This is a genomic window from Edwardsiella sp. EA181011 (genome assembly GCF_000800725.1).
Lineage (GTDB): Bacteria > Pseudomonadota > Gammaproteobacteria > Enterobacterales > Enterobacteriaceae > Edwardsiella > Edwardsiella anguillarum.
Window position 1 is genome coordinate 2,796,707 of record NZ_CP011364.1, and the last position, 25,798, is coordinate 2,822,504.

Here is a 25,798-nt window from a genome sequence, read left to right on the forward strand (position 1 = left end):
TCAGGGGCGTAAAATTGCCTAAATCCACTGGGCCAGGGGCCTGGGATCCCGTAGGCTGCCACTATCCCGCGCGATCCCGCCGGGTTTTAAAGGAGTTTCTATGACCGACGTTTCTTCTGCCACTTCGACCACCGGCCGCCTGCGTAGTTTTCTGCAGCAGCAGATGCAATACTGGCGGATGTATCTGTCGCGCCAGTCGCGCAAAATGGGGCTGGAGGGCAAACTGCGCCAGGCGCTGATGCTGGTGAGCGCCGTCGTAATGATGACCCTGCTGATGGCCGGTTTCCTGCTGTTTAATCTGGTGGTCTTAAGCGTCGCCATCGTAGGCGGCCTGCTGGCGCTGCTGCGCCCGCGCCGCCCGATAACCCAGGGGCCCCGCCACTCTAATCCCTTCTGATTTTCCAGCCGCCGCCCGGTGCGCTTCAGCCATCAGCGCGGCGGCCTGCCCTTTTTCCCTCCGCCAAATTCTGAAATAATAGCCCGATATTCAACGGAGGCTATTATGAGTTTTAATCTGGCAACGCTGCCCCAGGCACAGATGGATCGCATCAATGTCGATCTGGCGGCTAGCGGGGTATCCTATAAAGAGCGTTACCGTATGCCGGTGATCGCTGAACAGGTCGAACGCGAGCAGCCCGAGGCGCTACGCGGCTATTTCCGGGAACGCCTGCAGTATTACCGCACCCTGACGCTGCAGACCCTTCCCTATGATATGGACGGTCACCGCTAAGGTGTCCAGGCCATTTTCCACCGCGGAGAGCCGATGACCCAGCAACAACGCAATGCCGCACTGGTCTGCGCCCTGAGCGAATGGATCGAGCGACATCTGGGGCGCGATATCTACCTGGATGAGCTGGCCCGTTATTCAGGCTATTCGCTATGGCATATGCAAAAGATCTTCCGGGAAACCACCGGTATGTCGCTGGGGCGCTATATTCGCCTGCGCAAGCTCACCGGCGCCGCCCGGCGCCTGCGCCACAGCGATGAGGGGATCATCGATATCGCGCTGTGCTACGGCTTTGCCTCTCAGTCCCACTTTACCTATATGTTTCGTAAACACTTTGGCATGACGCCAACCCGCTACCGTCTGCAGGCCGAGCAGCCCACCACGCCGGCGCCGGCGCTACATCACCAGTACGCCGCCGCGGCGCAAAGCGCCTGACGGCCATGTCTCGCCGCTACCGTGCCACCGCACGCCATCTGGCATCCCTGCTGCGCGATCCACTGCTGCTGCTGCCGCTGCTGCTCGCCATCGCCCTGTTACCCTTTACGCCCCTGCCGCTCAGCAGTCTGCCCGCCGCCATCGACTGGCATACGATTATCACGCTGACCGGTCTGCTACTGTTGAGCAAAGGGGTAGAGAACAGCGGCTACCTTGACTGGCTGGGACAGCGTATCATCGCCCGGCTGCACAGCGAGCGCGCCACCGCGCTGCTGCTGGTCATCGCCTCTCTGCTGCTTGCCGCCGTTTTGACCAACGATGTCGCGCTGTTTATCGTGATACCGCTGACCCTGGCCCTGAAAAAGCTGGCCAACGTGGCGGTCACCCGGCTGATCGTGCTCGAAGCGCTGGCGGTCAACGAGGGCTCGCTGCTCACCCCCATCGGCAACCCCCAGAACATCCTGCTCTGGGGGCGCTCGGGGTGGGGGTTCTGGCCGTTTATTGCACAGATGCTGCCGCTGGCGGCGACGCTGAGCGCCCTGCTGCTGCTACTGACCTACCTGTCGACGCCGCGCCGCCGCCTCAGACTGCCCAACGCCGCCGCGCCGCCCGATCGGCGACGTCGCCAGCTGTGGAGCTGTCTCGCGCTGTATCCCCTGTTTATCGCCGCCATCGACGCCGGTTACCCCGCGCCGGGGCTGCTGCTGCTGGCGGCGGTGTTGCTCTACCTGGCACCGACGACCCTTCGCCGCATCGACTGGCCTCTGCTAGCCGTCTTTATCCTCATGTTTATCGATGTCCGTCTGCTGATAAGTCTGCCGCCGCTGGAAGGCCTATGCCAGCGGGCGGCGCAGATGCAAGGGGGGGCGCTGTACCTGGCGGCGATAGCCCTGAGCCAGCTCATCAGCAATGTTCCCGCCACCATTCTGCTGCTGGGCATTCAGCCACCCAGTCTCCCCCTGGCCTATGGCGTCAATATCGGCGGCTTTGGTTTTGCGCTGGGCTCCATGGCCAACCTGATCGCTCTGCGTATGGCTGGCGGGCGCCGTATCTGGGGCCTATTTCATCTGTACAGCCTCCCCGCCCTGCTGCTGGCGGCGCTGCTCGGCGGAGGGCTACTGTAGCCTGCGGGCGGCTTATTCCTTCTGGTTATTAATAATCCCACAATGTGATTTAGTAAAGATCACACTATCGGTTAGCCTGCTCTCATCGGCCACCTGCGGCCGCGTCCGAACAACACCAAACCATAAATGAGGCGGGAATATGATGAAAAAAACAGCCCGAGCTCTGCTGGCCCTCACCCTGCTTAGCGGCGGTGCGCTGGCCCAGAGCAGCGACGATTTCACTGCGATACAGTCCGCAGGCAGCATCAAGTTTGGCACCGAGGGAACCTATCCGCCCTATACCTACCACGATGCCAGCGGCAAGCTGGTCGGGTTTGATGTCGATATCGCCCGCGCCGTGGCCGCCAAGATGGGACTGAAGCCCGTCTTTGTCGAGGGGCGCTGGGACGGTCTGATCGCCGGGCTGTCGGCCAAACGCTACGATGCGGTGATCAATCAGGTGGGGATCACCCCAGAGCGCCAGGCTAAATTTGACTTCTCCGACCCCTATATTGGTGCGAAGGCGGTGCTGATCGTCCGCAGCGACAATACCCGGCTAAACAGCTTTGACGATCTGCGCGGGCAGAAAGCGGCCCAGAGTCTAACCAGCAACTATGCCAAGCTGGCGGAGCACTATGGCGCAGATCTGGTGCCGACCGATGGTTTCAACCAGTCGCTGGAGCTGGTGATCAGCGGCCGGGCGGCGGCCACGCTGAACGATAACCTCTCTTACCTCGACTTTCGGCAGCATAAGCCCAATGCCCCCCTCAAGGTGGTGGCCGTAGCGGATCAACGCGCCGACTCTGCGATTCTGGTGCGTAAAGGCCAGCCCCAGCTGGTCGCAGCGCTGAACCGCGCACTGAGCGAGATCCGCGCCGATGGTACTTACCAGACCCTATCTCAGCGCTACTTCGGCAGCGACGTCTCACAATAATCGCCGCCGCGCATTTCCGGCGTTATCCCGCCGCCCTGGCGGCGGGTGCCCAGATACGGAGTCTCCATCATGCCCCACTGGCTGTCCCCCTGATCGCTATCCTGCCGCATCCCGACTGGCTGCAGCCGGTCGCTGACGCCTTCTAGCCGCTACTCTCCGCCGCGCTGCGCTTCTCCCTACCGCTGGCGCTGCTCTCCTTCTGCGGCGGCCTACTGGTGGGGCTGGCCACCGCGTTAATCCGCCTGTACGCCATTCGGCCGCTGAAGCTCTGTGCCGACTTCTATGTCTGGGTTTTCCGCGGAACCCCGCTGCTGGTACAGCTGTTCCTGATCTTTTATGGTCTGCCGAGCGCCGGGATCACGCTGGATGCCTTTCCCGCCGCGCTGATCGGTTTTACCCTCAACGTCGGCGCCTACAGCTCAGAGATCGTACGCGGCGCCATCCTGTCGGTTCCTCAGGGCCAGTGGGAGGCGGCCAGCGCCATCGGTATGAACAGCGGTCAGGCGATGCGCCGGGTGATCCTGCCGCAGTCGGTCTTTGTCAGCCTGCCGCCGCTCTCCAACGCCTTTATCTCGCTGATAAAGGACACCTCTCTGGCCGCGGTGATCACCGTGCCGGAGATGTTTCTCGCCGCCCAGCGCATTGTGGCGGTCAACTATGAGCCGCTGATCATCTACAGCGAAACGGCGCTGATCTATCTGGCCTTCAGCACCCTGCTCGGTAAGCTGCAGCTGCGCCTGGAGCGCTATTACCGTCGCTACGAGTAAAGCATCGGCAACAGAAATCGCCCCATCGCCGGGGGGAAGAGACAAAAAAAAACCCGCAGGCAGCGCCTGCGGGCTCAAATGCAATGAGAAACTCTATGTCGAAATTATTCAACAACCACAGGCTATCACACTACATTTTTTTAACAATTTATTTTCGTTAAACTGTGCAGAGCATCACCTTAATGCGCAGCGCTTTCCGCCTCGCGAGAGAACTTCAGCTCGATCAGCGCGATGGCTTTCTGCACCCCGCGCCGGGTCACCTCATCGATGTCCCGCTGGTTAAAATCGATGCTTTTCAGCTGCTGCGCCATTTTGGCTCGCACCTCGGCCGAGGCGATCAGCTCGATCACATCCAGGATCTGTTTGATCACCAGTTGACAGGCCACCAGATCGGAGGCCAGCTCATCGCGCTCACTCAACATCTGCGACATGGAGTTTCCTTAATTAACACGGCAAATAAACAGGGCATGCGGCTACGCCGCCGACCTCACTGAAAGGGCTTGGGATCGCCGGCGCCGACGCGTACCACCAGCGGCGTATCGTCGGTCAAGTCGATCACCGTCGTCGGCTGCTGCCCCAGGTAGCCACCGTGGATCACCAACTCCACCTGTTTCCCCAGACGCTCCTGGATCTCCTCCGGATCGGACTCGGCAAACTCGCTGTCCGGCAACATCAGGGTGGTGGACATCAGCGGTTCGCCCAGCTCGGCCAGCAAATCCTGCGCAATTGGATTGGATGGCACCCGCAGGCCGATAGTCTTGCGCTTCTCGCTCATCAGCCGACGGGGAACCTCTTTGCTCGCCTTCAGAATAAAGGTATAGCCGCCCGGCGTATTGTTTTTCAGCAGACGGAAAGCCGCATTGTCCACAAAGGCATAGCTGGAGAGCTCGGAGAGATCCCGGCATACCAGGGTAAAGTTGTGATTGCTGTCGATGCGCCGGATGCGACAGATCCGCTCCATGGCATTTTTCTCTTCCAGCATACAGCCCAGCGCATAGCCGGAGTCCGTGGGATAAACGATCACCCCACCTTTATGCAGCACCTCCACCACCTGCTTGATCAGGCGCGGCTGCGGATTTTCTGGGTGAATATAAAACAATTGACTCATAACGCCTCCAGTAGACTCGCGCCGGGTTGGGAAGCCTGCGGCACCGAAGCCCAATGCGTCCAGACGGGGAGCACCCCATCGGGTAAGGAAAGGCCCCGTCCCAGATCCAGATAGGGCGTAGGCTGATGAAAGTCAGACCCCTGCGAGACCGATAGCGCAAACTGGCGAGCCAGCAGCCCCAGTTGGTGACGCTCATGGGGCGGCTGCTGGCATTGGGCAACCTCCAGCGCGTCGCCGCCGGCGGCGCAGAACGTCGTCAGCAGGCGTTTCAGCCATTTGCCGCTCAGACGGTAGCGCCCGGGGTGCGCCAGCACCGCCACGCCGCCCGCCTGATGGATCGCCGCCACGGCATCGGCTATCGTGCCCCACTGCGGGGGAACATAGCCGGTCTTACCGCGCGCCAGAAAATGTTTAAACACGTCTGCGCTGCGGGTCGCGTAGCCGCGTTCAACCAGGTAGCGGGCAAAATGTCCCCGGGTCAGCTGTGCGCCCTGCGCCAGGCGCTGCGCCCCCTCCAGCGCGCCCTCAATCCGGGCCCGCGCCAGGCGGCGCCCGATCTCCGCGGCGCGCTCGTCGCGCCGCTGCGCCTGCAGCGTCAGAAAGGCGCCCAGCGCCGGGCTGTCCACATCCACATTCAGTCCCACTACGTGAATTTCATGATGCTCCCACAGCGTAGAAATCTCTACGCCGGCGATCAGCGCCAGGGGCAGCGACTGATCGGCGATCGCCTGACGGGCGGCGGCGATGCCGCCTAACGTATCGTGATCGGTGATCGCCAGGGCCGTAACGCCCCGCTCCACGGCCCGCGCCACCAGCGCCTCAGGGCTCAGTAGCCCATCTGACGCCCGGGTATGGCTGTGTAAATCAAACAGCGCCGGGCGTTCCTCTGGGAAATACGCTAACACCATGGATCTCCACTGCAAATCGGTTATGACCCTCATCATAGCGTTTTACGCCCTGTGGCACTAATGCGGATAGCGCCCCAACGCCACAGATGATGAAAAAATGCGCCGCGGCATTGACATGACACCATGAAACTAGTTTACTAGTACGCAAGTTCACTCAGGAGCTAATTGGAGCGCGTCATGCAGAAAACACCGAGCCTCTCTCTCGACACCACCATCGTCCACGGATGGCGTCCTCATCGCACTCGGGCGGAATAAACGCGCAGAAACCGTACGCCTGCGTTATTACCGCCCGCATAATGCGGGCTTTTTTATGTCCGCGCCGTGTATGACCGTCAGGGAGCTATTCTATGCCTCAGGCCAAAACCGCCGTGACCGTATTAACCCGCAGCGCCGCTTACTCCGCGGATCCGACGCTGCTTTTTGAACAACTGTGCGCCCAGCGCCCGGCGACGCTACTGCTGGAGTCTGCCGATATCGCCAGTAAGCACCACCTGAAAAGTCTCCTGATCATCGACAGCGCCCTGCGTATTACCGCGCGCGGGCGGGAGGTCACGCTGGAGTCATTAAGCGCTAACGGCGCGGCCCTGCTGACCACCCTGCGTCATGCCCTGCCCCCAGACGTAGCCTGTACGAGCCAGGCCCACGGCTGTACGCTCACCTTTCCCGCGCCGGACAATGAGCAGGATGAAGACAGCCGGCTGCACACCCCGTCGGTATTCGACGCGCTGCGTACCCTGCTCTCCTGCCAGCCAACGCCTGACGCCGAGCCGGAGGCCATGTTGCTCGGCGGCCTGTTCGCCTATGATCTGGTCGCCGGCTTTGAACCCTTGCCACAGCTCAGCGCAGGGCCGCGCTGCCCCGATCTCTGCTTTTATCTGGCCGAAACCCTGCTGATCCTCGACCACCGTCAGGGCAGCGCCCGCCTACAGGCCAGCCTCTTCAGCACCGCGGCGGATGAGCATCAGCGCCTGCAGCAGCGCCTGGATGACCTGCTGACGGAGATGCAGCGCCCCTTCACGGCGGCGCCCGTTGCGCCCTGTCCGCCGTTAACGGTCGAGGTCGATCGGGATGATGAGGCGTTCGCTGCGATCGTCCGCGACATGCAGCGCGCCATTCTCGCCGGTGACATTTTTCAGGCGGTGCCTTCACGCCGCTTCACGCTACCCTGTCCCGCGCCGCTGGCCGCCTACCGTCAGCTGAAACAGAACAACCCCAGCCCTTACATGTTCTTCATGCAGGATCAGGCCTTCACGCTGTTCGGCGCCTCGCCGGAGAGTGCCCTGAAATACGATGCCGACAGCCGGCGGGTCGAGATCTACCCCATCGCGGGTACCCGGCCGCGCGGACGGCGCGCCGACGGCAGCATCGATCGCGATCTCGATGGCCGACTGGAGCTGGACATGCGCAGCGATCCCAAAGAGCTGGCCGAACACCTGATGCTGGTCGATCTGGCGCGCAACGATCTGGCGCGGATCTGTGAGCCGGGCTCACGCTACGTCGCCGAGCTGACCAACGTGGATCGCTACTCCGTGGTGATGCACCTGGTCTCCCGAGTCGTCGGCACCCTACGCGCCGATCTCGACGCGCTGCATGCCTACCGTGCCTGCATGAACATGGGCACCCTGAGCGGTGCCCCCAAAGTGCGCGCCATGCAGCTGATCGCCGCCAGCGAGCGGCGGCGGCGCGGCAGCTACGGCGGCGCCGTCGGCTATCTGACGGCCCGCGGCGATCTGGATACCTGCATCGTTATCCGCGCCGCCTACGTAGAGGACGGCGTCGCCAGCGTACAGGCCGGCGCCGGCGTGGTGCTGGACTCCCTGCCTCAGGCGGAGGCCGATGAAACCCGCAGCAAGGCCCGGGCGGTGCTGAACGCCATCGCGGCGGCGCACGCGAATTTCCCCCAGCCGCAAGGAGCGATCTGATGGCCGATGTCTTACTGCTCGACAACATTGACTCGTTTACCTACAACCTGGTCGATCAGCTGCGCAGCGGCGGTCATCGGGTGGTTATCTACCGTAACAGCGTCGCGCCGGATACGCTGCTGCGGCATCTGGATAGGCTGCACCAGCCGCTGCTGATGCTCTCCCCCGGTCCCGGCGCACCGGCTGACGCAGGCTGTATGCCCGCGCTGCTGCAAACGCTGTGCGGGCGCCTGCCCATCATCGGCATCTGTCTGGGACACCAGGCCATCGTCGAATACTATGGCGGCCAGGTCGATCGGGCGGAGGAAGTTCTGCACGGGCGGGTCTGCGCCATCGAGCACGATGGCGAGGCCATGTTTCGCGGCCTGCCGTCGCCGCTGCCGGTAGCGCGCTACCACTCGCTGGCGGCCCGACGCATTCCGGCCGATCTCTGCGTCAACGCCCACTTCCAGGGCATGGTCATGGCGGTGCGCCACGATCGCCAGCGCGTCTGCGGCTTCCAGTTTCACCCGGAGTCGCTCCTCACGCCACAGGGCGCCCGGCTGCTGGAGCAGAGCATCGACTGGGCCCGCGCCGCGCCGCCCCAGCCCCGATTGCCCTCCCTCAGCGCAGCGGAGGCCCCATCATGTCACTGACCTCTGAGCATCTGACCATATTGGATAAGCTATACCGGGCGCAGGTGATCAGCCGCGCGGAAAGCCAGCGGCTCTTTAGCGCCATCGTGCACGGTCATCTGGAGCCGAGTCAGCTGGCAGCCGCGCTGATCAGCATGAAGATCCGCGGCGAACATCCCGATGAGATCGCCGGCGCCGCCAGCGCGCTGCTGGAGGCGGCGCAGCCGTTCCCTCGCCCGGCGTATGAGTTTGCCGACATCGTCGGCACCGGCGGCGACGGCAGCGACAGCATTAATATCTCGACCGCCAGCGCCTTTGTTGCCGCGGCCTGCGGCGTACGCATCGCCAAGCACGGCAACCGCAGCGTATCCAGCCGTACCGGATCGTCGGATCTGCTGCAGGCGCTGGGGATCCGTCTGGACATGAGCGCCGAGGCGTCGCGCCGGGCGCTGGATGAGCTGGGGCTCTGCTTCCTGTTCGCCCCCCAGTACCACAGTGGCTTTCGTCATGCCATGCCGGTGCGCCAACAGCTCAAGACCCGCACCATCTTTAATCTGCTTGGCCCGCTGATCAACCCGGCCCGACCAACCCGCGCGCTGATCGGCGTCTACAGCCCCGATCGGGTGCTGCCGCTGGCGCAAAGCCTGCGCGGCCTAGGCTACCAGCATGCGGCCGTCGTGCACGGCGGCGGGCTGGATGAGGTCGCCTTGCACGCCCCGACACAGGTGGCAGAGCTGCACCAGGGCGAGATCCGCCACTATCAGCTGACGGCGCGCGACTTCGGCCTGCCGGACTATCCCCTCAGCGCGCTGCGCGGCGGCGCGCCGGAGGAGAACCGTACCCTGTTGACCCGCCTGCTCCAGGGGGTGGGCGCGCCCGCGCATCAGGGCGCCGTCGCCGCCAACGTGGCGCTGTTGCTGCGCCTGTTCGGCCAGCGCGATCTGGTTGCTAACGCCCGCCAGGCGCTGGATGTCCTGCGCAGCGGACGTGCCTATCACTATGTCACCGCCCTGGCCGCCCGCGGCTAACCTTATACAGCGCAAGGAACCTATCATGACACAACCCTCGCCATCGCCCGCCAGCCTGCTGAACCGCATCATCGCCGATAAACGGCGCTGGATCGCCGCCCGGGAGCAGCAGCAGCCGCTGTCAGGCTTTCAACCAACCCTGCGACGCAGCGAGCGCGACTTTCACCGGGCGCTCAGCGAGACGCCGCGCGCGCTGATCCTAGAGTGTAAAAAAGCATCGCCCTCGCGCGGGCTGATCCGGGCGGACTTTGACCCACAGGCTATCGCACGGATATATCGCGATCATGCCGCCGCCATCTCGGTCTTAACCGACAGTGACTATTTTCAGGGTGACTTCCGCTTTCTGCGCACAGTAAGTGACGTTGTCACGCAACCGGTGCTGTGTAAAGACTTTATCCTCTCGCCTTACCAGATCTATCTGGCGCGCCACTACCGCGCCGATGCCATCCTGCTGATGCTCTCCGTATTGGACGATACCCAGTATCGCCAGCTGGCCGCCGTGGCCACGACGCTGAACATGGGGATCCTCACCGAGGTCAGCACCCCCGCCGAAATGGCGCGCGCCGTCACGCTGGGCGCCAGGACGATCGGCATCAATAACCGTAATCTGCACGATCTCAGCGTCGATCCCGAGCGTACTCGGCATCTCGCGGCGCTGGCACCGCCGGGCGCGACGCTTATCGCCGAGTCCGGTATCCGCAGCCACGCCCAAATCCGCGATCTGGGCCGCCTGGTGCAGGGCTTTCTGATCGGCAGCGCGCTGATGTCCCAGCCCGATCTGCGCAGCGCCGTCTGTCGTCTGCGCTTTGGCGACAATAAGGTCTGTGGCCTGACCCGCCCTGAAGACGCGGTCAGCGCGCTGTGCGCCGGCGCCGTCTACGGCGGCCTGATCTTCGTGGCCGACTCGCCGCGCTACGTCGATATCGCCACCGCCCGCGGCATTATCTCGGCCGCCCCGCTGCGGTACGTCGGGGTCTTTCGCAATGCCAAGCCCGCCAGCGTTGCGCTGGCCGCGGAACGCCTGGCTCTGCACGCCGTTCAGCTGCACGGCGGCGAGGATCAGGCCTATATCGATAGCCTGCGTCCGCTGTTACCGGCGGCCTGTCGGATCTGGAAGGCGCTGCCGGTCAGCGATGCGATGCCCACAGAGCGCCTGCGTCACGTCGATCGCTACCTGCTTGATGGCGCACGCCCCGGCAGCGGACGCCCCTTTGACTGGCGCCTGCTGGACGGACATCCCCTAGGCGACATCATGCTGGCCGGCGGGATCAGCGCCGATAACTGCCGCGCAGCGGCTGACCTCGGCGCGCAGGGTCTCGATTTTAACTCCGCCGTGGAGTCCTCTCCCGGGCGTAAAGACCCCGGCAAACTCCGTGCGGCCTTCCAGGCGCTGCTCGCCTGAGACGCTACCACCGTTTTTATGACTGACAGGAAGATGACATGAGCTTACTGAATCCCTATTTCGGCGAATTTGGCGGCAGGTTTGTGCCGCAAATTCTGATCCCGGCCCTGAACCAGCTGGAGGCCGCCTTCGTCGACGCCAGCGACGATCCCACCTTTCAGACCCAGTTCAATGACCTGCTGCACAACTATGCCGGGCGACCGACGGCGTTGACCCTCTGCCGCAACCTCACCACCGGTACCCGCACCCGCCTGTACCTAAAGCGTGAGGATCTGCTGCACGGCGGCGCGCACAAAACCAATCAGGTACTTGGCCAGGCGCTGCTGGCCAGGCGCATGGGTAAGACCGAGATCATCGCGGAAACCGGCGCGGGTCAGCACGGCGTCGCAACGGCGCTGGCCTGTGCCTTACTGGGTCTGAAATGCCGAGTCTACATGGGGGCCAAGGACGTTGCCCGCCAGTCTCCCAACGTGTTCCGCATGCGGCTGATGGGCGCCGAGGTGATCCCGGTGCACAGCGGCTCGGCCACCCTAAAAGATGCCTGCAACGAGGCGCTGCGCGACTGGTCCGCTAACTATGACCAGGCCCACTATCTGCTGGGCACCGCCGCCGGCCCCCATCCCTATCCGACCATCGTGCGCGAATTTCAGCGGATGATCGGCGCGGAGACACGCCGTCAGATCCTGCAGGCCGAAGGCCGCCTGCCCGATGCGGTATTGGCCTGCGTCGGCGGCGGCTCCAACGCCATCGGGATGTTCGCCGACTTTATCGATGATGCGTCGGTTCAGCTTATCGGCGTCGAACCGGCCGGGCTGGGCATTGAGACCGGGCAGCACGGAGCGCCGCTCAAGCACGGCCGCGTCGGCATTTACTTCGGCATGCGCTCTCCCATGATGCAGACCGCCGAGGGGCAGATTGAGGAGTCCTATTCCCTTTCCGCCGGGCTGGATTTTCCCTCGGTAGGTCCCCAGCACGCCCACCTGAACAGCATTGGCCGGGCTGACTATGTCTCCGCGACCGACGACGAAGCGTTGGCCGCCTTTATGCAGCTCTCGCGCCAGGAGGGCATTATTCCGGCGCTGGAGTCCGCCCATGCGTTGGCCCACGCCCTGAAGCTCATTCATCAGCAGCCGGAAAAAGAGCAGCTGCTGGTGGTGAATCTTTCCGGGCGCGGCGACAAAGATATTTTTACCGTTCACGACATTCTGCAGTCCCGGGGAGAAATGCAATGACACGCTACCAGACGCTATTTACCCATCTACAGCGCCGCCAGGAAGGCGCGCTGGTTCCCTTCGTCACGCTGGGCGATCCCACGCCGGCGCTGTCGCTGCAAATTATCGACGCACTGGTTGAGTCCGGCGCCGATGCGCTGGAGCTGGGGATCCCCTTCTCCGACCCGCTGGCCGATGGCCCGGTGATCCAGAATGCGACCCTGCGCGCCCTGCAGGCGGGCGTCACCCCTGAGCGCTGCTTTACGCTGCTGGCTACCCTGCGGGAAAAATATCCCCAGTTGCCCATTGGGCTGCTGATGTACGCTAACCTGGTGGTTAACCCGGGGATCGACGCCTTTTACCGGCGCTGTGCCCAGGCCGGCGTGGACTCTGTCTTGATTGCCGATGTACCGCTGGAGGAGTCCGCCCCCTTCCACGCGGCGGCGCAGCGGCACGGGGTCGCGCCGATCTACCTGTGTCCGCCCAACGCCGATGATGCGCTACTGCAGCAGCTGGCGGCGCGCAGTCAGGGGTACGTTTACCTGCTGTCACGCGCCGGGGTCACCGGCAGCGATCGCACCAGCCTGCCGCCACTGCGCCATCTCACGACGCGGCTGGCGGCGCTGGGTGCCGCGCCGGCGCTGCAGGGATTCGGGATTCGGACGCCCGATCAGGTGCGCAGCGCGCTGGAGGGTGGCGCCGCGGGCGCTATTTCCGGCTCGGCGGTGGTAGACCTGATCGCCCACCATCTGGATAACCCGCCCCAGATGCTGCAGCAGCTGCGCGCGTTCATCCAAACCATGAAGGCCGCAACCCGCGCCTGATGCCCTCCGCGGCGGTCGGTATCCCCCGCCGCGGATTTTGACTTGCCCTCTGCTGACCTATTGATATGATTATTGATAGATCGGGACACCGTTCATGGCGGCTGCCCTTTCGCGTCACCGCATAAGGAGAAAAGCATGAAATGGTCGAAACAGATCCAGGCGTTAGGACTGGCCGCCGTTCTGGCGGCATCGCTGGCGGGCTGCGCCGGATCCACCACCCAGGAGAGTACCGGTAACTACATTGATGACACCGTGGTCACCACCAAGGTGAAAAGCGCGCTGCTCAATGCCAAGAGTATTAAATCTACAGAGATCAGCGTGGAGACCTACAAAGGACGGGTACAGCTGAGCGGATTCGTCTCCTCACGGGCCGATGCCCAGCGGGCGGTTGAGGTTGCCCGGGGCATTAAGGGCGTCCGCTCGGTCGAAAACGATATGCGCATTAAATAACGCGCTCAGGCTGCCCGCCCGGGGCAGCCTCTTTACCGCCATAGCCGATCAGAAACGGTAGCCGGCACCGAACATAAATACCCACGGATTAATGTTGGTATTTATGCTGTGCTGATTATCCGAGCTATCGCGGAACTTCACCTTGGTATCAATGTTGATGTACCACACCGAGGCGTTGATCATCCAGTTTTCGCTGACCATATAGTCTAGCCCCGCCTGCCCGGCAACGCCCCAGGAGTCCGTCGCCTTCAGATCGTGCAGCCCCAGCGACGTCGCATTCTGATCGAAGCTGTTGTTGAAGAAGGTGGTGTAGTTCACCCCGACCCCAAGATAGGGGCGCAGCTTGTCTTCCGCACGGCCAAAGTACCACTGGGCCATCAGGGTGGGCGGCAGCTGATGCACGGTCGCAATATTTCCCAGCCCCCCCAACGAGACCTTGTGGCGGAACGGCGTTGCCGCCAGCAGCTCGATGCCGATGTTATCCGTTGCCATGTAGCCGAAGGTCAGCCCCAGCTGGGTATTGTTGTCCACGTTAAACTCGCCCAGCCCCAGCACATTATCAGAGCTGGTGGTCGGACGTACGGTGGCCGCGCCGGCGCGGACAATCACATCACCGGCCTGATGAGCCGATGCTGCCGCAGGCGCCAAAACGGCGGCCAGACACAGCGCAACGCTACACTTTTTCATCATCATCCCTTTCCTTTATATGGTTATCGTTCGCTTGCAATATAACCATATTGAGTGATTATTGATCCCGTCGGGATCACATCTTTTACATATAAACTGAACTAAATGATGCCAATCATATTTCTTGATTTGAAATGAAATGGCGAAAATTGATAAGCATCAATCAAGCGTCATTCCACTGAATTAAGAAGGCGTGCATCCCCTGCGGCAACGGCGCTCCGCACTTAGCGCAGGCGCTAACCTGAACGCGGAGGGCACCGCAAAGCCGGATGGAGACACAGCGCGTGGTTCGACGCAGCATACCCGCGGGGAATTCTCCGCGCCAGGGAGAAAGCCGCGCACAATCGGCCTGCGTCGCCCATCGGCGGCGCCCCGATACCGCCGCCGCGGAGCACAGGAAAAAACGCGGAGCGCAGAAGAAATCACCACCTGGCCGATTGCGGGGTGCCACAGCGGCCGCTAACGGGGTACAATCGCCGCACATCTGTTTCCACCCCGGGCGGCCGGTGCCGCCCGTCGACATGCCAAGGAGCTATGCATGCCCATCACGGCCCGGAGCCTTTACCGTGACAGCGTTAACTTTTTCCGCCATCAGCTGACGCCCATCGTCCTGCTGGCGCTACTGACCGCCTTTATTAGCGTGATGCTGAACCAGGCCCTCAGCCCCAGCGCACAGGCGATCAGCCAGCTGAGCAGCGGCGACGGCGTCAGCGCCGCCCGAGGGCTGCAGGAGATGATCCGCCAGATGACGCCGGAGCAGCAAATGACGCTGCTGAAAGTCTCTGCGGCCTCCAGCTTTTCGGTGCTGATCGGTAATGTGCTGCTGCTGGGGGGATGCTGACGCTGATCCCACAGGCGTCCACCGGCGTACGCCTCAGCGCGCTGCGCGCCATCGGCCTCTCTGCGCCCATGCTGCCGCGTCTGCTGCTGCTGATGCTGCTGTGCACCCTGATGGTTCAGCTGGGTATTACGCTATTTATCTTGCCGGGGATCATCCTGGCCGTCGGTCTCGCCCTCTCCCCGATGATCATGACCACAGAGCGCTGCGGCGTGATCGCCGCCATTCGCAGCAGCTTTCGGCTCTCCTTCGCCAGCGTACGGCTCATCAGCCCGGCAATCCTGCTGTGGATGCTGATGAAGCTGGTGCTATTGCTGTTGGTCGATACGCTGGCGGCGCTGCACCCCAGCCTGGGCATGGTCATCATGGGAACACTGAGTAATCTGATCTCCGTCGGTCTGATTATCTATCTCTCCCGCCTGTATATGCTGCTGCGGACCCCAGCCTGATCCGCAGACCCCGCCCGCAGGGCGGGGTCGCCACGCCTCCCGCGCTCCCGCAGACAGAGCGCCGCGCCCCCGATTCACCCGCGTAAGAGACAGCCATGCTGAGCCGACTCATCATCAAATACAGAATGACCGATATCTTAGACAAGATCATATTACGCAATAAAGATTTCGCAATTATATCAAATAACTGCTGGGGATTTCGTGCGTATAAAATAGCCAAGAAACCGTACAATACGCCATTCATCGGGCTGTATATTGTCCCTGCCGATTTTATTAAAATGTGCGCTAACTTAAGCCGCTACATTGGCTGCACAATCGATAAAGACAGCTTTATTAAAAGCGACATGCCCTTTCCGGTTGCCCAGATACAGGAGATTACGATTTACTTTATGCATTACCAGAATGAGGAGCAGACCATCCGTAAATGGAATGACCGGATGGCCCGGCTGGTAAGCTATATCGCGGCGCGGGGCGTCGATAACATCATCTTTAAGATGTGCGAAAGAGATGGTGAAAAACAGCATGTTAGCGAATTCAACGCGCTGCGCTTCCCACGGAAAATCAGCTTTGAAAAGGCCGGCAGCGACAAACGTCTGAAGGATAAAAATGGCGACCTGCTCACCGGAGATCAGCTGTTCAATAGCCGATTTATTTACTATAGAAAATACATTTCTCTATATAAGTGATGATTAAGCAGAGGCGTCAGCGAGGCGCAGCCGTCCCGTTCTGAGCGGCTCCCGGAGAGTCGTCCGCGCCGTCGGCATGGGCGCACCGACTGCTTTGGATCAGCTTCAGTGCCAGATACAGATCGGCGACAAACAGCAGCCCCTTCTCCTCCCCGGCGGCTCGACTGCGGCCAAACCAGCGCTTCAGGTCGGTCTTACGCCCGGCCAGCACCAGATGAACTCGCCGCTGGCGCAGATCGCGCTTCAGCTCATCGATCCCCGCCAGCACGCTAATGTCGGGGTAGGTAAAGCAGGATACCGCATCGATCACCACCCACTCCGGCTGAAACGGCATCCCGTCGACCAGATTCAGGACTCGGCGCTTAAAATAGGCGATATTGAAATAGGTCAGCGGCGAGTTAAAACGGTAGATCAGCACCCCCTCGACTGCCCGCACCTGATTCCCGTTGCCGAGCGAGTGGATCATCCCCTCCTCATTCACCCCCAGCAGCTGTTCGCTGGGGCGAAACACCGTGCGGAAAAACTGCAGCAGTCCCAGCAGCACGGCCAGCCCGATCCCCGGCATAACCCCCACCAGCAGCACGCTGGCAAAGGTGAACAGCGCCAGGCGAAAGGCCGACGGATTGTGTTTCCGCAGGTTCACCAGCGAGCGAATGTCCAGCAGCAGCCAGGAGGCGTACACCAGCACCACGCCGAGCGCGGCCACCGGAATATAGCGCAGCAGCCCCCCAGCAGCAGCAGCACCGCCGCGATAGACAGCGCGGCCACGATGGAGACCAGCTGGCTTTTACCGCCGTTGGCATCGTTGACCGCGGTACGGGAGCTGGCGCCGCTGATGGCGAACCCCTGCGAAAGCGCCGACACGATGTTGGCGACGCCCAGCGCACGAAACTCTGCATCCGGATTGATTTCATAGCCGTTTTTAGAGGCAAAGCTGCGCGCCGTCAGCATCAGGCTGACAAAGCTTATCAGCGCCAGGTTCAGGGAGGGCATCACCAGATCGCGCAGCAGCGCAGGCTGAAAGTTGGGCCACTGCACCACCGGCAGCGTCCCGTCGAGGCCGGTAATCGTCTGAATGCCAAAGCGCTGCAGCCCCCCCAGCCAAACCACCAGCATCGCGAGGATGATCACCAGTAACGCCGCAGGCCAGCCGGGACGTAGACGGCGCAGCCCCAGCAGGCTCAGCAGGGTCAGCAGCGACAGAAGCAGCGTCGGCCAATGGCTGGAGAGCAGGTCGTGGGGCAGCGAGAGAATGCGTTCGATCACCTCGCGCGAGGCGGGCTGATAGCCCAGCATCTTCGCCAGCTGATCGATCATGATGGTGATGGCCAGGCCATTGAGCAGGCCGGTCAGAATGGGGCGCGACAGCAGATCCGCCAGCGCCCCGAGGCGAAAGCGGCTGGCAACGAGGCACCACAGGCCGGTCATCAGGGTCATCATTACGCACAGCTGCCACAGCCGCTGCGGATCGCCGGCCGCCAGCGGAGCCACCACGGCGGCAATCACCGCACAGGTGGCCGCATCCGGCCCGACGATCACCTGGCGTGAGGAGCCAAACAGCGCGTAGGCGATCATCAGCAGGATACAGGAGTAAATTCCCACCACCGCCGTGACCCCGACCAGATCGGCATAGGCCAGCGCCGTCGGCAGCGCCACGGCGGCGACCGATAGCCCGGCGCGCAGATCATCGGCCAGCCACTCCCGCCGGTATTTCGTCAGTTGATACAGCCCTGGCATCCAGCGGCGCAGAAAATTCCATTGCATAACGTCGTAACCCTAAGAGGCGTCCTCCTCCATCATGGATAGGCCGAAGCACTTGGTCAAGTCGGCTGATGGGCGGGTTCGCGTGTAATTTTTTGCAAAAAAATAAAGCTGGGAGAAATACGGCGGCATAATGCAGGATCACAGAGAATCAACGGGCGTGACCGTGCGGCCCGGCAGCGACAAAGATACCGCCGCTGCGCCGAATCAGGTATAGTCGCCCGGTCGATGAAAGGATGGACTGCCGAATGAAGCAATTGTTAGATTTTTTACCCCTGGTGGTATTTTTTGTCTGTTACAAACTGTATGACATCTATGTCGCCTCCGGCGCGCTGATCGCCGCGACCGCCGTCGCACTGGTGTTAACCTGGCTGAAATACCGCCGGGTAGAGAAAATGACCCTGATCACCTTTATTATGGTGGCCATTTTTGGCACCCTGACGCTGGTCTTCCATAACGATCTATTTATTAAATGGAAGGTGACCGTTATCTATACGCTGTTTGCCCTGGCGCTGCTGATCAGCCAGATGGTGCTGAAGAAGCCGCTGATCCAGCGGATGTTAGGGAAAGAGCTACAGCTGCCGGACAGCGTATGGTCCCGTCTGAATGCGGCGTGGGCGCTGTTCTTCCTAGGCTGCGGCCTGGCCAACATCTATGTCGCCTTCTGGCTGCCACAAAGCGTGTGGGTCGATTTTAAGGTCTTTGGGCTAACGGCGCTGACGCTGATTTTCACGCTGCTGAGCGGAGTTTATATTTACCGCAATATGTCCGAAGAGCAAAAGCATTCATAAGACTGTGCGCCGGCCTCTGGCCGGCGTTTCTTTTGACACTGAGACATCAAGACTGACATTTACTATGAGCGAAAAACTTCGTTTACCGGCAGGTGAACTTGTTCTGCGTACTCTGGCTATGCCGGCCGACACCAACGCTAACGGGGACATCTTCGGCGGTTGGATCATGTCACAAATGGATATTGGCGGCGCTATCCTGGCAAAAGAGATCGCAGAGGGACGCGTGGTGACCGTGGCGGTGAACGCGATAACCTTTCTTAAGCCGGTGGCGGTAGGCGATGTAGTGTGCTGCTATGCCCACTGTATCCGCACCGGGCGCAGCTCTATCACCGTGAACATTGAGGTCTGGGTGAAAAAGGTCGCCTCCGAGCCGATTGGGCAGCGCGAATGCGTTACCGAGGCGGTATTTACCTATGTCGCGGTAAACGACGCGAATAAATCCCGCGCGCTGCCTGCTGGGAAGGCCAACTTCCGCAACGACGCCGCGCAATAGACGCCCCCACGCCGGGCCATCGCTGGCCCGGCGCTTATTCGACGGCCGTCCGGCCATCGATCCGAAAATAGACGGTCACCTCAACGTTCTGCCCCGGGCGTCCGGGCTGGTAACGCCAGCGGCGCGCGGCGCGCTTGACCTCTCGCTCAAATACCCCTGGCGGATCGGCCGACAGGATACTGACATTGCCGACGCGCCCCTCGCTATCGACGTCAAAACGCAGCCTCACCCGTCCCTCAATATGCAGCGCCAGCGCACGCTGAGGATAGGCCGGCTCAGGTCGGCTGGCCGCCTGCGGCGCGCCCGACGCCGCAGGATGCCCCCCGTTCGCCGCCGGCGCGTGACCGCTTGCCGCACCTGGCAGAGCGCCTGCTGTCCCCGTCGCCTTTGGCGCGACGCCCTGAGCCTGATCCGACGGCGTTACCGCCTGCGGCGTTGATGATACCGCCTTGGCCACCGGCGCCTGAGGCACCGGCGGTTTCGCCTTCGGCGGCGCCGGTTTCACCTCCCGCTGACGGGGCTGCGCCCTCTCGCTCGGCTTCGGCTGCGGCTTCTCGGGCGGCGGCGCCTCTTTTTCCCTGTGTGCCTCGGGCGCGGTGACGTCCGGTGCCGCTGCCGGCGCCGGCGCCGATCCGGCCTGCTGCGGCGCGGCCTGTGGCGCAGACGCCGCCTGCCCTGCGGCGGCAAACATGGCCGGATTGACCATTATCGCCTGGATCTGCCCCGCTTCCCCGGCAGGCTGTGGGCGGATCTCATGGTAGGAGGCATACAGCAGTCCGGCAATCAGCGAGGCGTGCAGGGATACCGATAGCGCCATCGGCCAAGAAAGGCGACGGACCAGGAAAAATCGCTTCAGGGTTAATTTATCAGCCGACAAGGTGTTGGTAACTCAATGGGTAAATGGACATCGCGTATTGCAGTCAAGTTTAAATGCAAATAGCAATCATGTTCAACTGAGAACTGTCGAAGAGCGCAAAACTGTGCGACCGCACGGATTATCCCCTGCGCCGACAGTACAGATATTGCGCCTATGGCAACGATACCTTAACGTATCGGCTCAGGCGGCGCCGTATTTTCCCCAGCGTCAGGCTCTGCGCCTGTGCCCCTCGCAAGAGAGGCCAAAACCAGAGCACACTACCCTCGATTGGCTCGAATCAATACAAGGAGGAGAATATGTTGTACCTGATTTATGCTCAGGATGCACAGGATACGCTGCAGCAGCGTCTGGCGGCACGCCCGGCCCATCTGGCCAGGCTGCAGACGCTGCGCGATCAGGGACGTCTGCTGACAGCCGGCCCCCTGCCGGCTATCGACAGCAGCGATCCCGGCGCCGCGGGGTTCACCGGCTCGGCGGTGATCGCCGAATTTGAATCGCTGAGCCAGGCCCAGGCATGGGCGGGAAATGACCCTTACGTTGCCGCCGGAGTCTACCGTCAAGTCAGCGTAACCCCCTACAAACAGGTGTTCTAACGCCGCGTCACCGCATTCAGGACGAGTCATACCCAAGAAAAAAGCCCGCATTCGCGGGCTTTCCCTTACCGCAGAGAAGCGCACTTAGCCGGGGCTACATGGAGATTCCATTAAAATGCTAAATGCGCTTTTCTGTCACATTGCTGTGATGCCGGGCAGTCTACCCTGATTCCTCGCGGGTCGCAATATCATGATAATTCGGATAAATGCGTTCGCTGCTTTTATTATCACCTGGCGCTTATTGGGGGACTCGCCGCTCCGTAGCACGCGGGCTGGATCTCCGCCGCCGACTCTGGCAGGATGGATAAAAAACGGACTATCCCACTGTATTCAGCGGTGATTGGCGTCCAGCGCGCCTGCCGCTATCCATCGTGTCATCCAAGGAGAGCATGCAGAATGGCAAACAGTAAGAAGAACGCCAAAACCCATATCGGTTTGGATCCCAAAAAATCAGCCGCGCTGGCCGATGCACTCAATATCCTGCTGGCCAACTACCAGATCCTGTATATGAATGTGCGCGGCTACCACTGGAATATCAGCGGACCGCAGTTTTTTGAGCTGCACGTTAAGTTTGAAGAGACCTATAACGATCTGTTGCTTAAGGTCGATGAGCTGGCCGAGCGGATCCTGACGCTCGGCTACCGCCCGCGTCACGCCTTCAGCGACTATCTGAAAAGCGCCGAGATCAAAGAAGACGTCGATGTCACCGACGATTGCGGCACCCTGCAGGGATTATTGAGCGGCTATGCCCTGCTGCTGCAGCAGCAGCGAGAAATCCTGCGACTGGCGACGGACGCGGCGGACGAGGGAACCGTCTCTCTGATGAGCGACTATATTAAGCAGCAGGAAAAGCAGGTGTGGATGCTGAACGCCTATCTGGGGCAATAGCCGGCGGGCGAAAGGTGACCTCAGCCCCGCTGCGCGGGGCTGAATGACTACCACCCGTAGGCAACGGAATAGAGCAAAGAACGGTGATGCTGGATTCTGTGTAAACGGCGAATGCAATAGATATGACGGTTTCTGCGTGACTGACCTTCCAGCCAGCGGCTGCGCCGCCGATGGATCTGACGCAGCATACGCCAGCGCCCTACTTCATTTCGACTGTGTCGCATTGTACCCCTCCGGATAATTGCGCTGCGATTATACCCCCCTGAGAGACAAGCCAACCCCCCGGGCGAGCCCATCGTATAAAAAGTGCCGCGCGCCGCGATCTGTATATATTTAACCGCTAAAGGTTTCTTCTTTGTATATCTGTGCGTAAACTCTCAATTGATGGATTTGTGCAAGGACAACCTGCGGTTATGAGCACTTTTTATACAGTAATCAGCTGGCTGGCAATCTTTGGCTACTGGCTGCTGATCGCCAGCGTCACGTTACGGATATTAATGAAACGCCGGGCGGTTCCCTCCGCCATGGCTTGGCTGCTGATCATTTACATTCTGCCGCTGGTCGGCATTATCGCCTATCTCTCCTTTGGTGAGCTGCATCTGGGAAAACGTCGCGCCGAACGCGCGCGCGCCATGTGGCCATCCACCGCACGCTGGCTGGCCGATCTGCGCAGCTGTCGTAGCATTTTTGCCACCCATAACAGCGAGGTCGCCGCACCGCTGTTCCAGCTGTGCGAACGACGCCAGGGCATTGCCGGCGTCAAGGGTAACCAGCTGCAGCTGCTCACCTCTACCGACGACACGCTCAACGCCCTGATCCGCGATATTGAGCTGGCGCATAACAGCATTGAGATGATGTTTTATATTTGGCAGCCCGGCGGGTTGGCCGATCGGGTTGCCGAGGCGATGATGGCGGCGGCCAGACGCGGCGTACGCTGCCGCCTGATGCTCGATTCGGCCGGTAGCGTGGCGTTTTTCCGCAGCCCTTATCCGGCCATAATGCGCGAAGCGGGTATTGAGGTCGTCGAGGCGCTGCAGGTCAACCTGCTGCGCGTTTTCCTGCGCCGCATGGATCTGCGTCAGCACCGCAAGGTGGTGCTGATCGACAACTTTATCGCCTATACCGGCAGCATGAATCTGGTTGACCCGCGCTACTTCAAGCAGGACGCCGGTGTCGGACAGTGGATCGATGTCATGGCACGCATGGAGGGACCGGTCGCGACCACCATGGGCATCTACTACGCCTTCGACTGGGAGATGGAGACCGGTAAACGCATTCTGCCGCCAGAGCCGGTATGCAATATCCTTCCCTTCGAAAAAGAGTCGGGCCACACCATTCAGGTGATCGCCTCCGGCCCCGGCTTCCCGGAGGAGCTGATCCACCAATCGCTGTTGACCGCCGTCTACTCCGCGCGCCAGCAGCTGGTGATGACCACCCCCTATTTTGTTCCCAGCGACGACCTACTGCACGCCATCTGTACCGCCGCCCAGCGCGGCGTGGATGTCTCTATCATCGTGCCGAAAAAGAATGACTCGATGATGGTCGGCTGGGCCAGCCGCGCCTTTTTTACCGAAATGCTGGCCGCCGGCGTTAAAATCTATCAGTTTGAGGGCGGCCTGCTGCATACCAAGAGCGTGCTGGTCGACGGTCAGCTCAGTCTGGTCGGCACCGTCAACCTGGATATGCGCAGCCTGTGGCTCAACTTTGAAATTACGCTGGTCATCGACGATGACGGCTTCGGCAGCGATCTCGCCTGCGTACAGGAGGACTATATCGCTCGCTCCTCCCTGCTGGACCCGCTGGCGTGGTTAAAACGCCCGCTGTGGCAGCGCGTCGTCGAGCGCCTCTTTTACTTTTTCAGCCCTTTGCTGTAACCGTCCGCGGCTCGGACTCCCCTCTGGCCGCGGCCTCAATGAGATACTGACATGATGGATTTAAACAACCGCCTGAGCGAAGAAGAGACCCTGGATCAGGCCTACGATATTTTCCTGGAGCTGGCGGCGGACAATCTGGATCCGGCGGACGTGCTGCTGTTTAACCTGCAGTTTGAGCAGCGCGGCGCTGCCGAGCTGTTCGATCCGGCCGAAGACTGGCAGGAGCATGTCGATGTCGATCTCACCCCGGACTTCTTTGCCGAGGTGGTGATCGGCCTGACCGACGGTAATCCGGACAGCGACGATATCGAGGATGTCTTCGCCCGCATTCTGATCTGCCGAGAGAAGGATCATAAAATGTGCCATATCCTGTGGAAAGAGTAGCACCGCCGCTCTTCGCCCACTAAAAAACCGCCGTCAGGCGGTTTTTTAGTGCTCCCCCCGGCTACAGCGGATCGACCTTCAGGCAGGAGACCGCGTGACGAAAGCTGCCCTCCAGCAGCGGCCGGGTCTGTGCGCACTCCGGCCCAGCCTGAGGACAGCGGGTGCGGAACACGCAGCCCGACGGCGGATCGATCGGCGACGGCAGCTCCCCCTCCAGCAGCTGAATCTGCTTATTGCGCTCCCTGTCGGGATCCGGCACCGGCACCGCCGACATCAGCGCCTTGGTATAGGGATGCTGTGGGTTGTGATACACCTCATCATAGGTGCCCAGCTCCACCGCATGTCCCAGATACATCACCAGCACGCGGTCGGAGATATGCTTTACCACCGCCAGATCGTGTGCGATGAAGATCAGCGACAGCCCCATCTCCCGCTGCAGCGACTGCAGCAGGTTGACCACCTGCGCCTGAATCGACACATCGAGCGCCGACACCGGCTCGTCGCAGATAATCAGCTTGGGCTCCAGGATCAGGGCCCGGGCAATCCCAATACGTTGACACTGACCGCCGGAGAATTCGTGCGGATAGCGGTTGATGAGATTAGGCAGTAGGCCCACCTTCATCATCATCGCCTTCACCCTGTCGCGCATCTCGCCGCGCACCATCTGCGGATAATAGGTCCGCAGGGGCTCGGCAATAATCTCCCCAATCGTCATCCGCGGGTTTAGCGACGCCAGCGGATCCTGAAAGATCATCTGGATATCGCTACGCACCTCGCGCCACTGCTTTTCGTTCATGCCCAGCAGATCGCGCCCCAGCCAGCTGACGCTGCCGGAGGTCGCCTTCACCAGGCCGATCAGCGCGCGGGCAAAGGTCGACTTGCCGCAGCCTGACTCGCCGACAACGCCCAGCGTTTCCCCCTGATACAGACGTAGGGTCACACCGTCCACCGCCTTTAGGCGCTTGGGCGGCTGCCAAAACCAGGCCTTGTTGTCTCGAATATCAAAATGAACCCGTAGATCAGCCACTTCCAACAATACGTTTTTGTCACTCATCGGCCCACTCATGCCAGTTCCTCCACCGTTCTGAAGCAGGCGCGTAGACGCCCCTCGCCAAAGGCCGTCAGCGGCGGCGCCGCATCGCAGCCGGCATCGGCATAGGGGCAGCGCGGCTGAAACGGGCAGCCGGCCGGCAGACGCAGCAGGTTAGGCGGGTTGCCCGGGATGGTCAGCAGCGCCCCGCTCTCGGCATCCAAGCGCGGCACCGCGCTCAGCAGCCCGATGGAGTACGGGTGCGATGGGTGATAGAACACGTCGCGCGCCTGGCCATACTCCATGGTACGCCCGGCATACATCACCAGCACCTTGTCACAGATACCGGCAACGACCCCCAGATCGTGCGTTATCATAATGATCGCGGTGTTAAACTCCCGCTTCAGCTCATTGAGCAGCGTCATGATCTGCGCCTGCACCGTCACATCCAGCGCCGTGGTCGGCTCATCGGCAATCAGCAGCCGCGGGCGGCACAGCAGCGCCATCGCAATCATCACCCGCTGGCGCATCCCGCCGGAAAATTCATGGGGGAACATGCGCATACGCTTACGCGCCTCCGGCATCTTCACCGCATCCAGCATCCGCACCGACTCATCAAACGCCTGCGCCTTGCTCATTCCCTTGTGCAGCATCAGCACCTCCATCAGCTGCTCGCCCACCCGCATATAGGGGTTGAGGGAGGTCATCGGGTCCTGAAAGATCATGGCGATCTCTTCGGCGCGCAGCCGATTAAGGGCCTTCTCCGGTAAATTTAAGATCTCACGGCCATCGAAGCTGGCCGAACCGTCGATGCGCCCATTCGGTGCCAGCAGCCCCATCAGGGCAAACGCGGTCTGCGACTTTCCCGAACCGGACTCACCGACGATCCCCAGCGTCTCGCCAGCGTCCAGCGAGAAGTTCAGATCGTTGACCGCCGTGACGTCGCCGTCCGGCGTTGTGAAGGTCACGCGTAGGGAGCGTACGTTCAGTAAGCTGGATTTCATCTCTGCGCTC

The 25,798-nt window shown here is 61.4% G+C and carries 28 protein-coding genes and 2 pseudogenes; 21 read left to right on the top strand and 9 right to left on the bottom strand.

The window, feature by feature from the left end:
• Positions 1-100 precede the first annotated feature (100 nt).
• From QY76_RS12215 to QY76_RS12240, 6 genes are all read left to right on the top strand, one after another.
• Positions 101-397, top strand: coding sequence for a hypothetical protein (locus tag QY76_RS12215; RefSeq protein ID WP_034165145.1), 297 nt, complete (start codon positions 101-103; stop codon positions 395-397).
• Between the two features lie 105 nt (positions 398-502).
• Entirely contained in the window at positions 503-730 is a 228-nt protein-coding gene (locus QY76_RS12220) for a DNA polymerase III subunit theta (RefSeq protein WP_034165144.1), read from the top strand.
• Between the two features lie 33 nt (positions 731-763).
• Positions 764-1,162 carry a helix-turn-helix domain-containing protein gene (locus QY76_RS12225; protein WP_012848395.1) on the top strand — a complete coding sequence of 133 codons (399 nt, stop codon included), beginning with the start codon at positions 764-766 and terminating at the stop codon, positions 1,160-1,162.
• Positions 1,163-1,167: 5 nt separating this feature from the next.
• Positions 1,168-2,286, top strand: a complete 1,119-nt coding sequence (locus QY76_RS12230) for an SLC13 family permease (protein WP_049648827.1) — start codon at positions 1,168-1,170, stop codon at positions 2,284-2,286.
• A 142-nt stretch (positions 2,287-2,428) separates the two neighbouring features.
• A complete protein-coding gene (locus QY76_RS12235) occupies positions 2,429-3,199 on the top strand; it encodes an amino acid ABC transporter substrate-binding protein (RefSeq protein ID WP_034165163.1) in 771 nt (256 codons plus the stop codon).
• A 164-nt stretch (positions 3,200-3,363) separates the two neighbouring features.
• Positions 3,364-3,966 carry an amino acid ABC transporter permease gene (locus tag QY76_RS12240; protein WP_235439489.1) on the top strand — a complete coding sequence of 201 codons (603 nt, stop codon included), beginning with the start codon at positions 3,364-3,366 and terminating at the stop codon, positions 3,964-3,966.
• Positions 3,967-4,145: 179 nt separating this feature from the next.
• Here QY76_RS12240 and QY76_RS12245 read toward each other — a convergent pair whose 3' ends face one another.
• Genes QY76_RS12245 through QY76_RS12255 form a run of 3 tightly spaced genes read right to left on the bottom strand, consistent with a single transcriptional unit; the run spans position 4,146 to position 5,982 of the window.
• Complete coding sequence (locus QY76_RS12245) at positions 4,146-4,397, bottom strand: DUF2766 family protein (protein WP_034165142.1); 252 nt, start codon at positions 4,395-4,397, stop codon at positions 4,146-4,148.
• A 56-nt stretch (positions 4,398-4,453) separates the two neighbouring features.
• Positions 4,454-5,074: an L-threonylcarbamoyladenylate synthase gene (locus QY76_RS12250; protein ID WP_034165141.1), complete on the bottom strand. Its 621-nt coding sequence runs from the start codon at positions 5,072-5,074 to the stop codon at positions 4,454-4,456.
• Positions 5,071-5,982 (bottom strand): PHP domain-containing protein, encoded by a 912-nt coding sequence (locus QY76_RS12255; RefSeq protein ID WP_081854116.1) that lies wholly within the window; start codon positions 5,980-5,982, stop codon positions 5,071-5,073. The genes QY76_RS12250 and QY76_RS12255 overlap by 4 nt, the downstream gene beginning before the upstream one ends.
• 347 nt (positions 5,983-6,329) lie before the next feature.
• On the opposite strand from QY76_RS12255, the gene QY76_RS12260 reads away from it, so the two are divergent.
• From QY76_RS12260 to QY76_RS12290, 7 genes are all read left to right on the top strand, one after another.
• Positions 6,330-7,904: an anthranilate synthase component 1 gene (locus QY76_RS12260; RefSeq protein ID WP_045427021.1), complete on the top strand. Its 1,575-nt coding sequence runs from the start codon at positions 6,330-6,332 to the stop codon at positions 7,902-7,904.
• A complete protein-coding gene (locus tag QY76_RS12265) occupies positions 7,904-8,539 on the top strand; it encodes a gamma-glutamyl-gamma-aminobutyrate hydrolase family protein (RefSeq protein ID WP_034165139.1) in 636 nt (211 codons plus the stop codon). Before QY76_RS12260 ends, QY76_RS12265 begins: the two co-directional genes overlap by 1 nt.
• Positions 8,530-9,546, top strand: coding sequence for an anthranilate phosphoribosyltransferase (gene trpD / locus QY76_RS12270; RefSeq protein WP_034165138.1), 1,017 nt, complete (start codon positions 8,530-8,532; stop codon positions 9,544-9,546). The genes QY76_RS12265 and trpD overlap by 10 nt, the downstream gene beginning before the upstream one ends.
• 25 nt (positions 9,547-9,571) lie before the next feature.
• A complete protein-coding gene (gene trpCF, locus QY76_RS12275; protein WP_034165137.1) occupies positions 9,572-10,948 on the top strand; it encodes a bifunctional indole-3-glycerol-phosphate synthase TrpC/phosphoribosylanthranilate isomerase TrpF in 1,377 nt (458 codons plus the stop codon).
• A 38-nt stretch (positions 10,949-10,986) separates the two neighbouring features.
• Positions 10,987-12,180, top strand: a complete 1,194-nt coding sequence (gene trpB / locus QY76_RS12280) for a tryptophan synthase subunit beta (protein WP_034165136.1) — start codon at positions 10,987-10,989, stop codon at positions 12,178-12,180.
• Complete coding sequence (gene trpA, locus QY76_RS12285) at positions 12,177-12,983, top strand: tryptophan synthase subunit alpha (RefSeq protein WP_045427018.1); 807 nt, start codon at positions 12,177-12,179, stop codon at positions 12,981-12,983. The genes trpB and trpA overlap by 4 nt, the downstream gene beginning before the upstream one ends.
• A 135-nt stretch (positions 12,984-13,118) precedes the next feature.
• Complete coding sequence (locus QY76_RS12290; RefSeq protein ID WP_034165134.1) at positions 13,119-13,433, top strand: BON domain-containing protein; 315 nt, start codon at positions 13,119-13,121, stop codon at positions 13,431-13,433.
• 48 nt (positions 13,434-13,481) lie between these two features.
• On the opposite strand, the gene ompW is transcribed toward QY76_RS12290, so the two are convergent.
• Positions 13,482-14,120 (bottom strand): outer membrane protein OmpW, encoded by a 639-nt coding sequence (ompW, locus tag QY76_RS12295; protein WP_034165160.1) that lies wholly within the window; start codon positions 14,118-14,120, stop codon positions 13,482-13,484.
• A 538-nt stretch (positions 14,121-14,658) separates the two neighbouring features.
• Here ompW and QY76_RS12300 point away from each other — a divergent pair.
• Positions 14,659-15,407 (top strand): annotated as a pseudogene (locus QY76_RS12300) (YciC family protein).
• Between the two features lie 95 nt (positions 15,408-15,502).
• Positions 15,503-16,093, top strand: coding sequence for a DUF1919 domain-containing protein (locus QY76_RS12305; protein ID WP_045427017.1), 591 nt, complete (start codon positions 15,503-15,505; stop codon positions 16,091-16,093).
• A 16-nt stretch (positions 16,094-16,109) separates the two neighbouring features.
• On the opposite strand, the pseudogene QY76_RS12310 reads toward QY76_RS12305, so the two are convergent.
• A pseudogene (locus tag QY76_RS12310) lies at positions 16,110-17,857 on the bottom strand (SulP family inorganic anion transporter).
• 245 nt (positions 17,858-18,102) lie between these two features.
• Here QY76_RS12310 and QY76_RS12315 point away from each other — a divergent pair.
• Positions 18,103-18,645, top strand: coding sequence for a septation protein A (locus QY76_RS12315; RefSeq protein WP_034165130.1), 543 nt, complete (start codon positions 18,103-18,105; stop codon positions 18,643-18,645).
• 64 nt (positions 18,646-18,709) lie between these two features.
• Positions 18,710-19,138: an acyl-CoA thioester hydrolase YciA gene (gene yciA / locus QY76_RS12320; protein ID WP_012848376.1), complete on the top strand. Its 429-nt coding sequence runs from the start codon at positions 18,710-18,712 to the stop codon at positions 19,136-19,138.
• 34 nt (positions 19,139-19,172) lie between these two features.
• Here the strand turns inward: yciA and QY76_RS12325 are convergent, their stop codons facing one another.
• Positions 19,173-20,015, bottom strand: a complete 843-nt coding sequence (locus QY76_RS12325) for a TonB family protein (protein ID WP_049648828.1) — start codon at positions 20,013-20,015, stop codon at positions 19,173-19,175.
• A 296-nt stretch (positions 20,016-20,311) separates the two neighbouring features.
• On the opposite strand from QY76_RS12325, the gene QY76_RS12330 reads away from it, so the two are divergent.
• Both QY76_RS12330 and QY76_RS12335 read left to right on the top strand, forming a co-directional pair.
• Positions 20,312-20,608 carry a YciI family protein gene (locus QY76_RS12330; RefSeq protein ID WP_034165128.1) on the top strand — a complete coding sequence of 99 codons (297 nt, stop codon included), beginning with the start codon at positions 20,312-20,314 and terminating at the stop codon, positions 20,606-20,608.
• Between the two features lie 396 nt (positions 20,609-21,004).
• The gene (locus QY76_RS12335; protein WP_034165127.1) at positions 21,005-21,496 is read left to right on the top strand and encodes a Dps family protein; all 492 of its coding nucleotides are present in this window, start codon (positions 21,005-21,007) and stop codon (positions 21,494-21,496) included.
• Positions 21,497-21,543: 47 nt separating this feature from the next.
• Here the strand turns inward: QY76_RS12335 and QY76_RS18060 are convergent, their stop codons facing one another.
• Positions 21,544-21,720, bottom strand: a complete 177-nt coding sequence (locus QY76_RS18060; protein ID WP_071844171.1) for a YciY family protein — start codon at positions 21,718-21,720, stop codon at positions 21,544-21,546.
• Between the two features lie 189 nt (positions 21,721-21,909).
• Between QY76_RS18060 and cls the strand changes: the two genes are divergently transcribed.
• Together cls and QY76_RS12345 are read left to right on the top strand one after the other, a co-directional pair.
• Complete coding sequence (gene cls, locus QY76_RS12340; protein ID WP_045427011.1) at positions 21,910-23,370, top strand: cardiolipin synthase; 1,461 nt, start codon at positions 21,910-21,912, stop codon at positions 23,368-23,370.
• A gap of 54 nt (positions 23,371-23,424) precedes the next feature.
• Positions 23,425-23,754: an HI1450 family dsDNA-mimic protein gene (locus QY76_RS12345; protein ID WP_034165159.1), complete on the top strand. Its 330-nt coding sequence runs from the start codon at positions 23,425-23,427 to the stop codon at positions 23,752-23,754.
• Positions 23,755-23,815: 61 nt separating this feature from the next.
• Here QY76_RS12345 and oppF read toward each other — a convergent pair whose 3' ends face one another.
• Complete coding sequence (gene oppF / locus QY76_RS12350) at positions 23,816-24,808, bottom strand: murein tripeptide/oligopeptide ABC transporter ATP binding protein OppF (protein ID WP_371200644.1); 993 nt, start codon at positions 24,806-24,808, stop codon at positions 23,816-23,818.
• An 8-nt stretch (positions 24,809-24,816) separates the two neighbouring features.
• Positions 24,817-25,788 (bottom strand): ABC transporter ATP-binding protein, encoded by a 972-nt coding sequence (locus tag QY76_RS12355; protein WP_045427005.1) that lies wholly within the window; start codon positions 25,786-25,788, stop codon positions 24,817-24,819.
• Between the last annotated feature and the right edge of the window lie 10 nt (positions 25,789-25,798).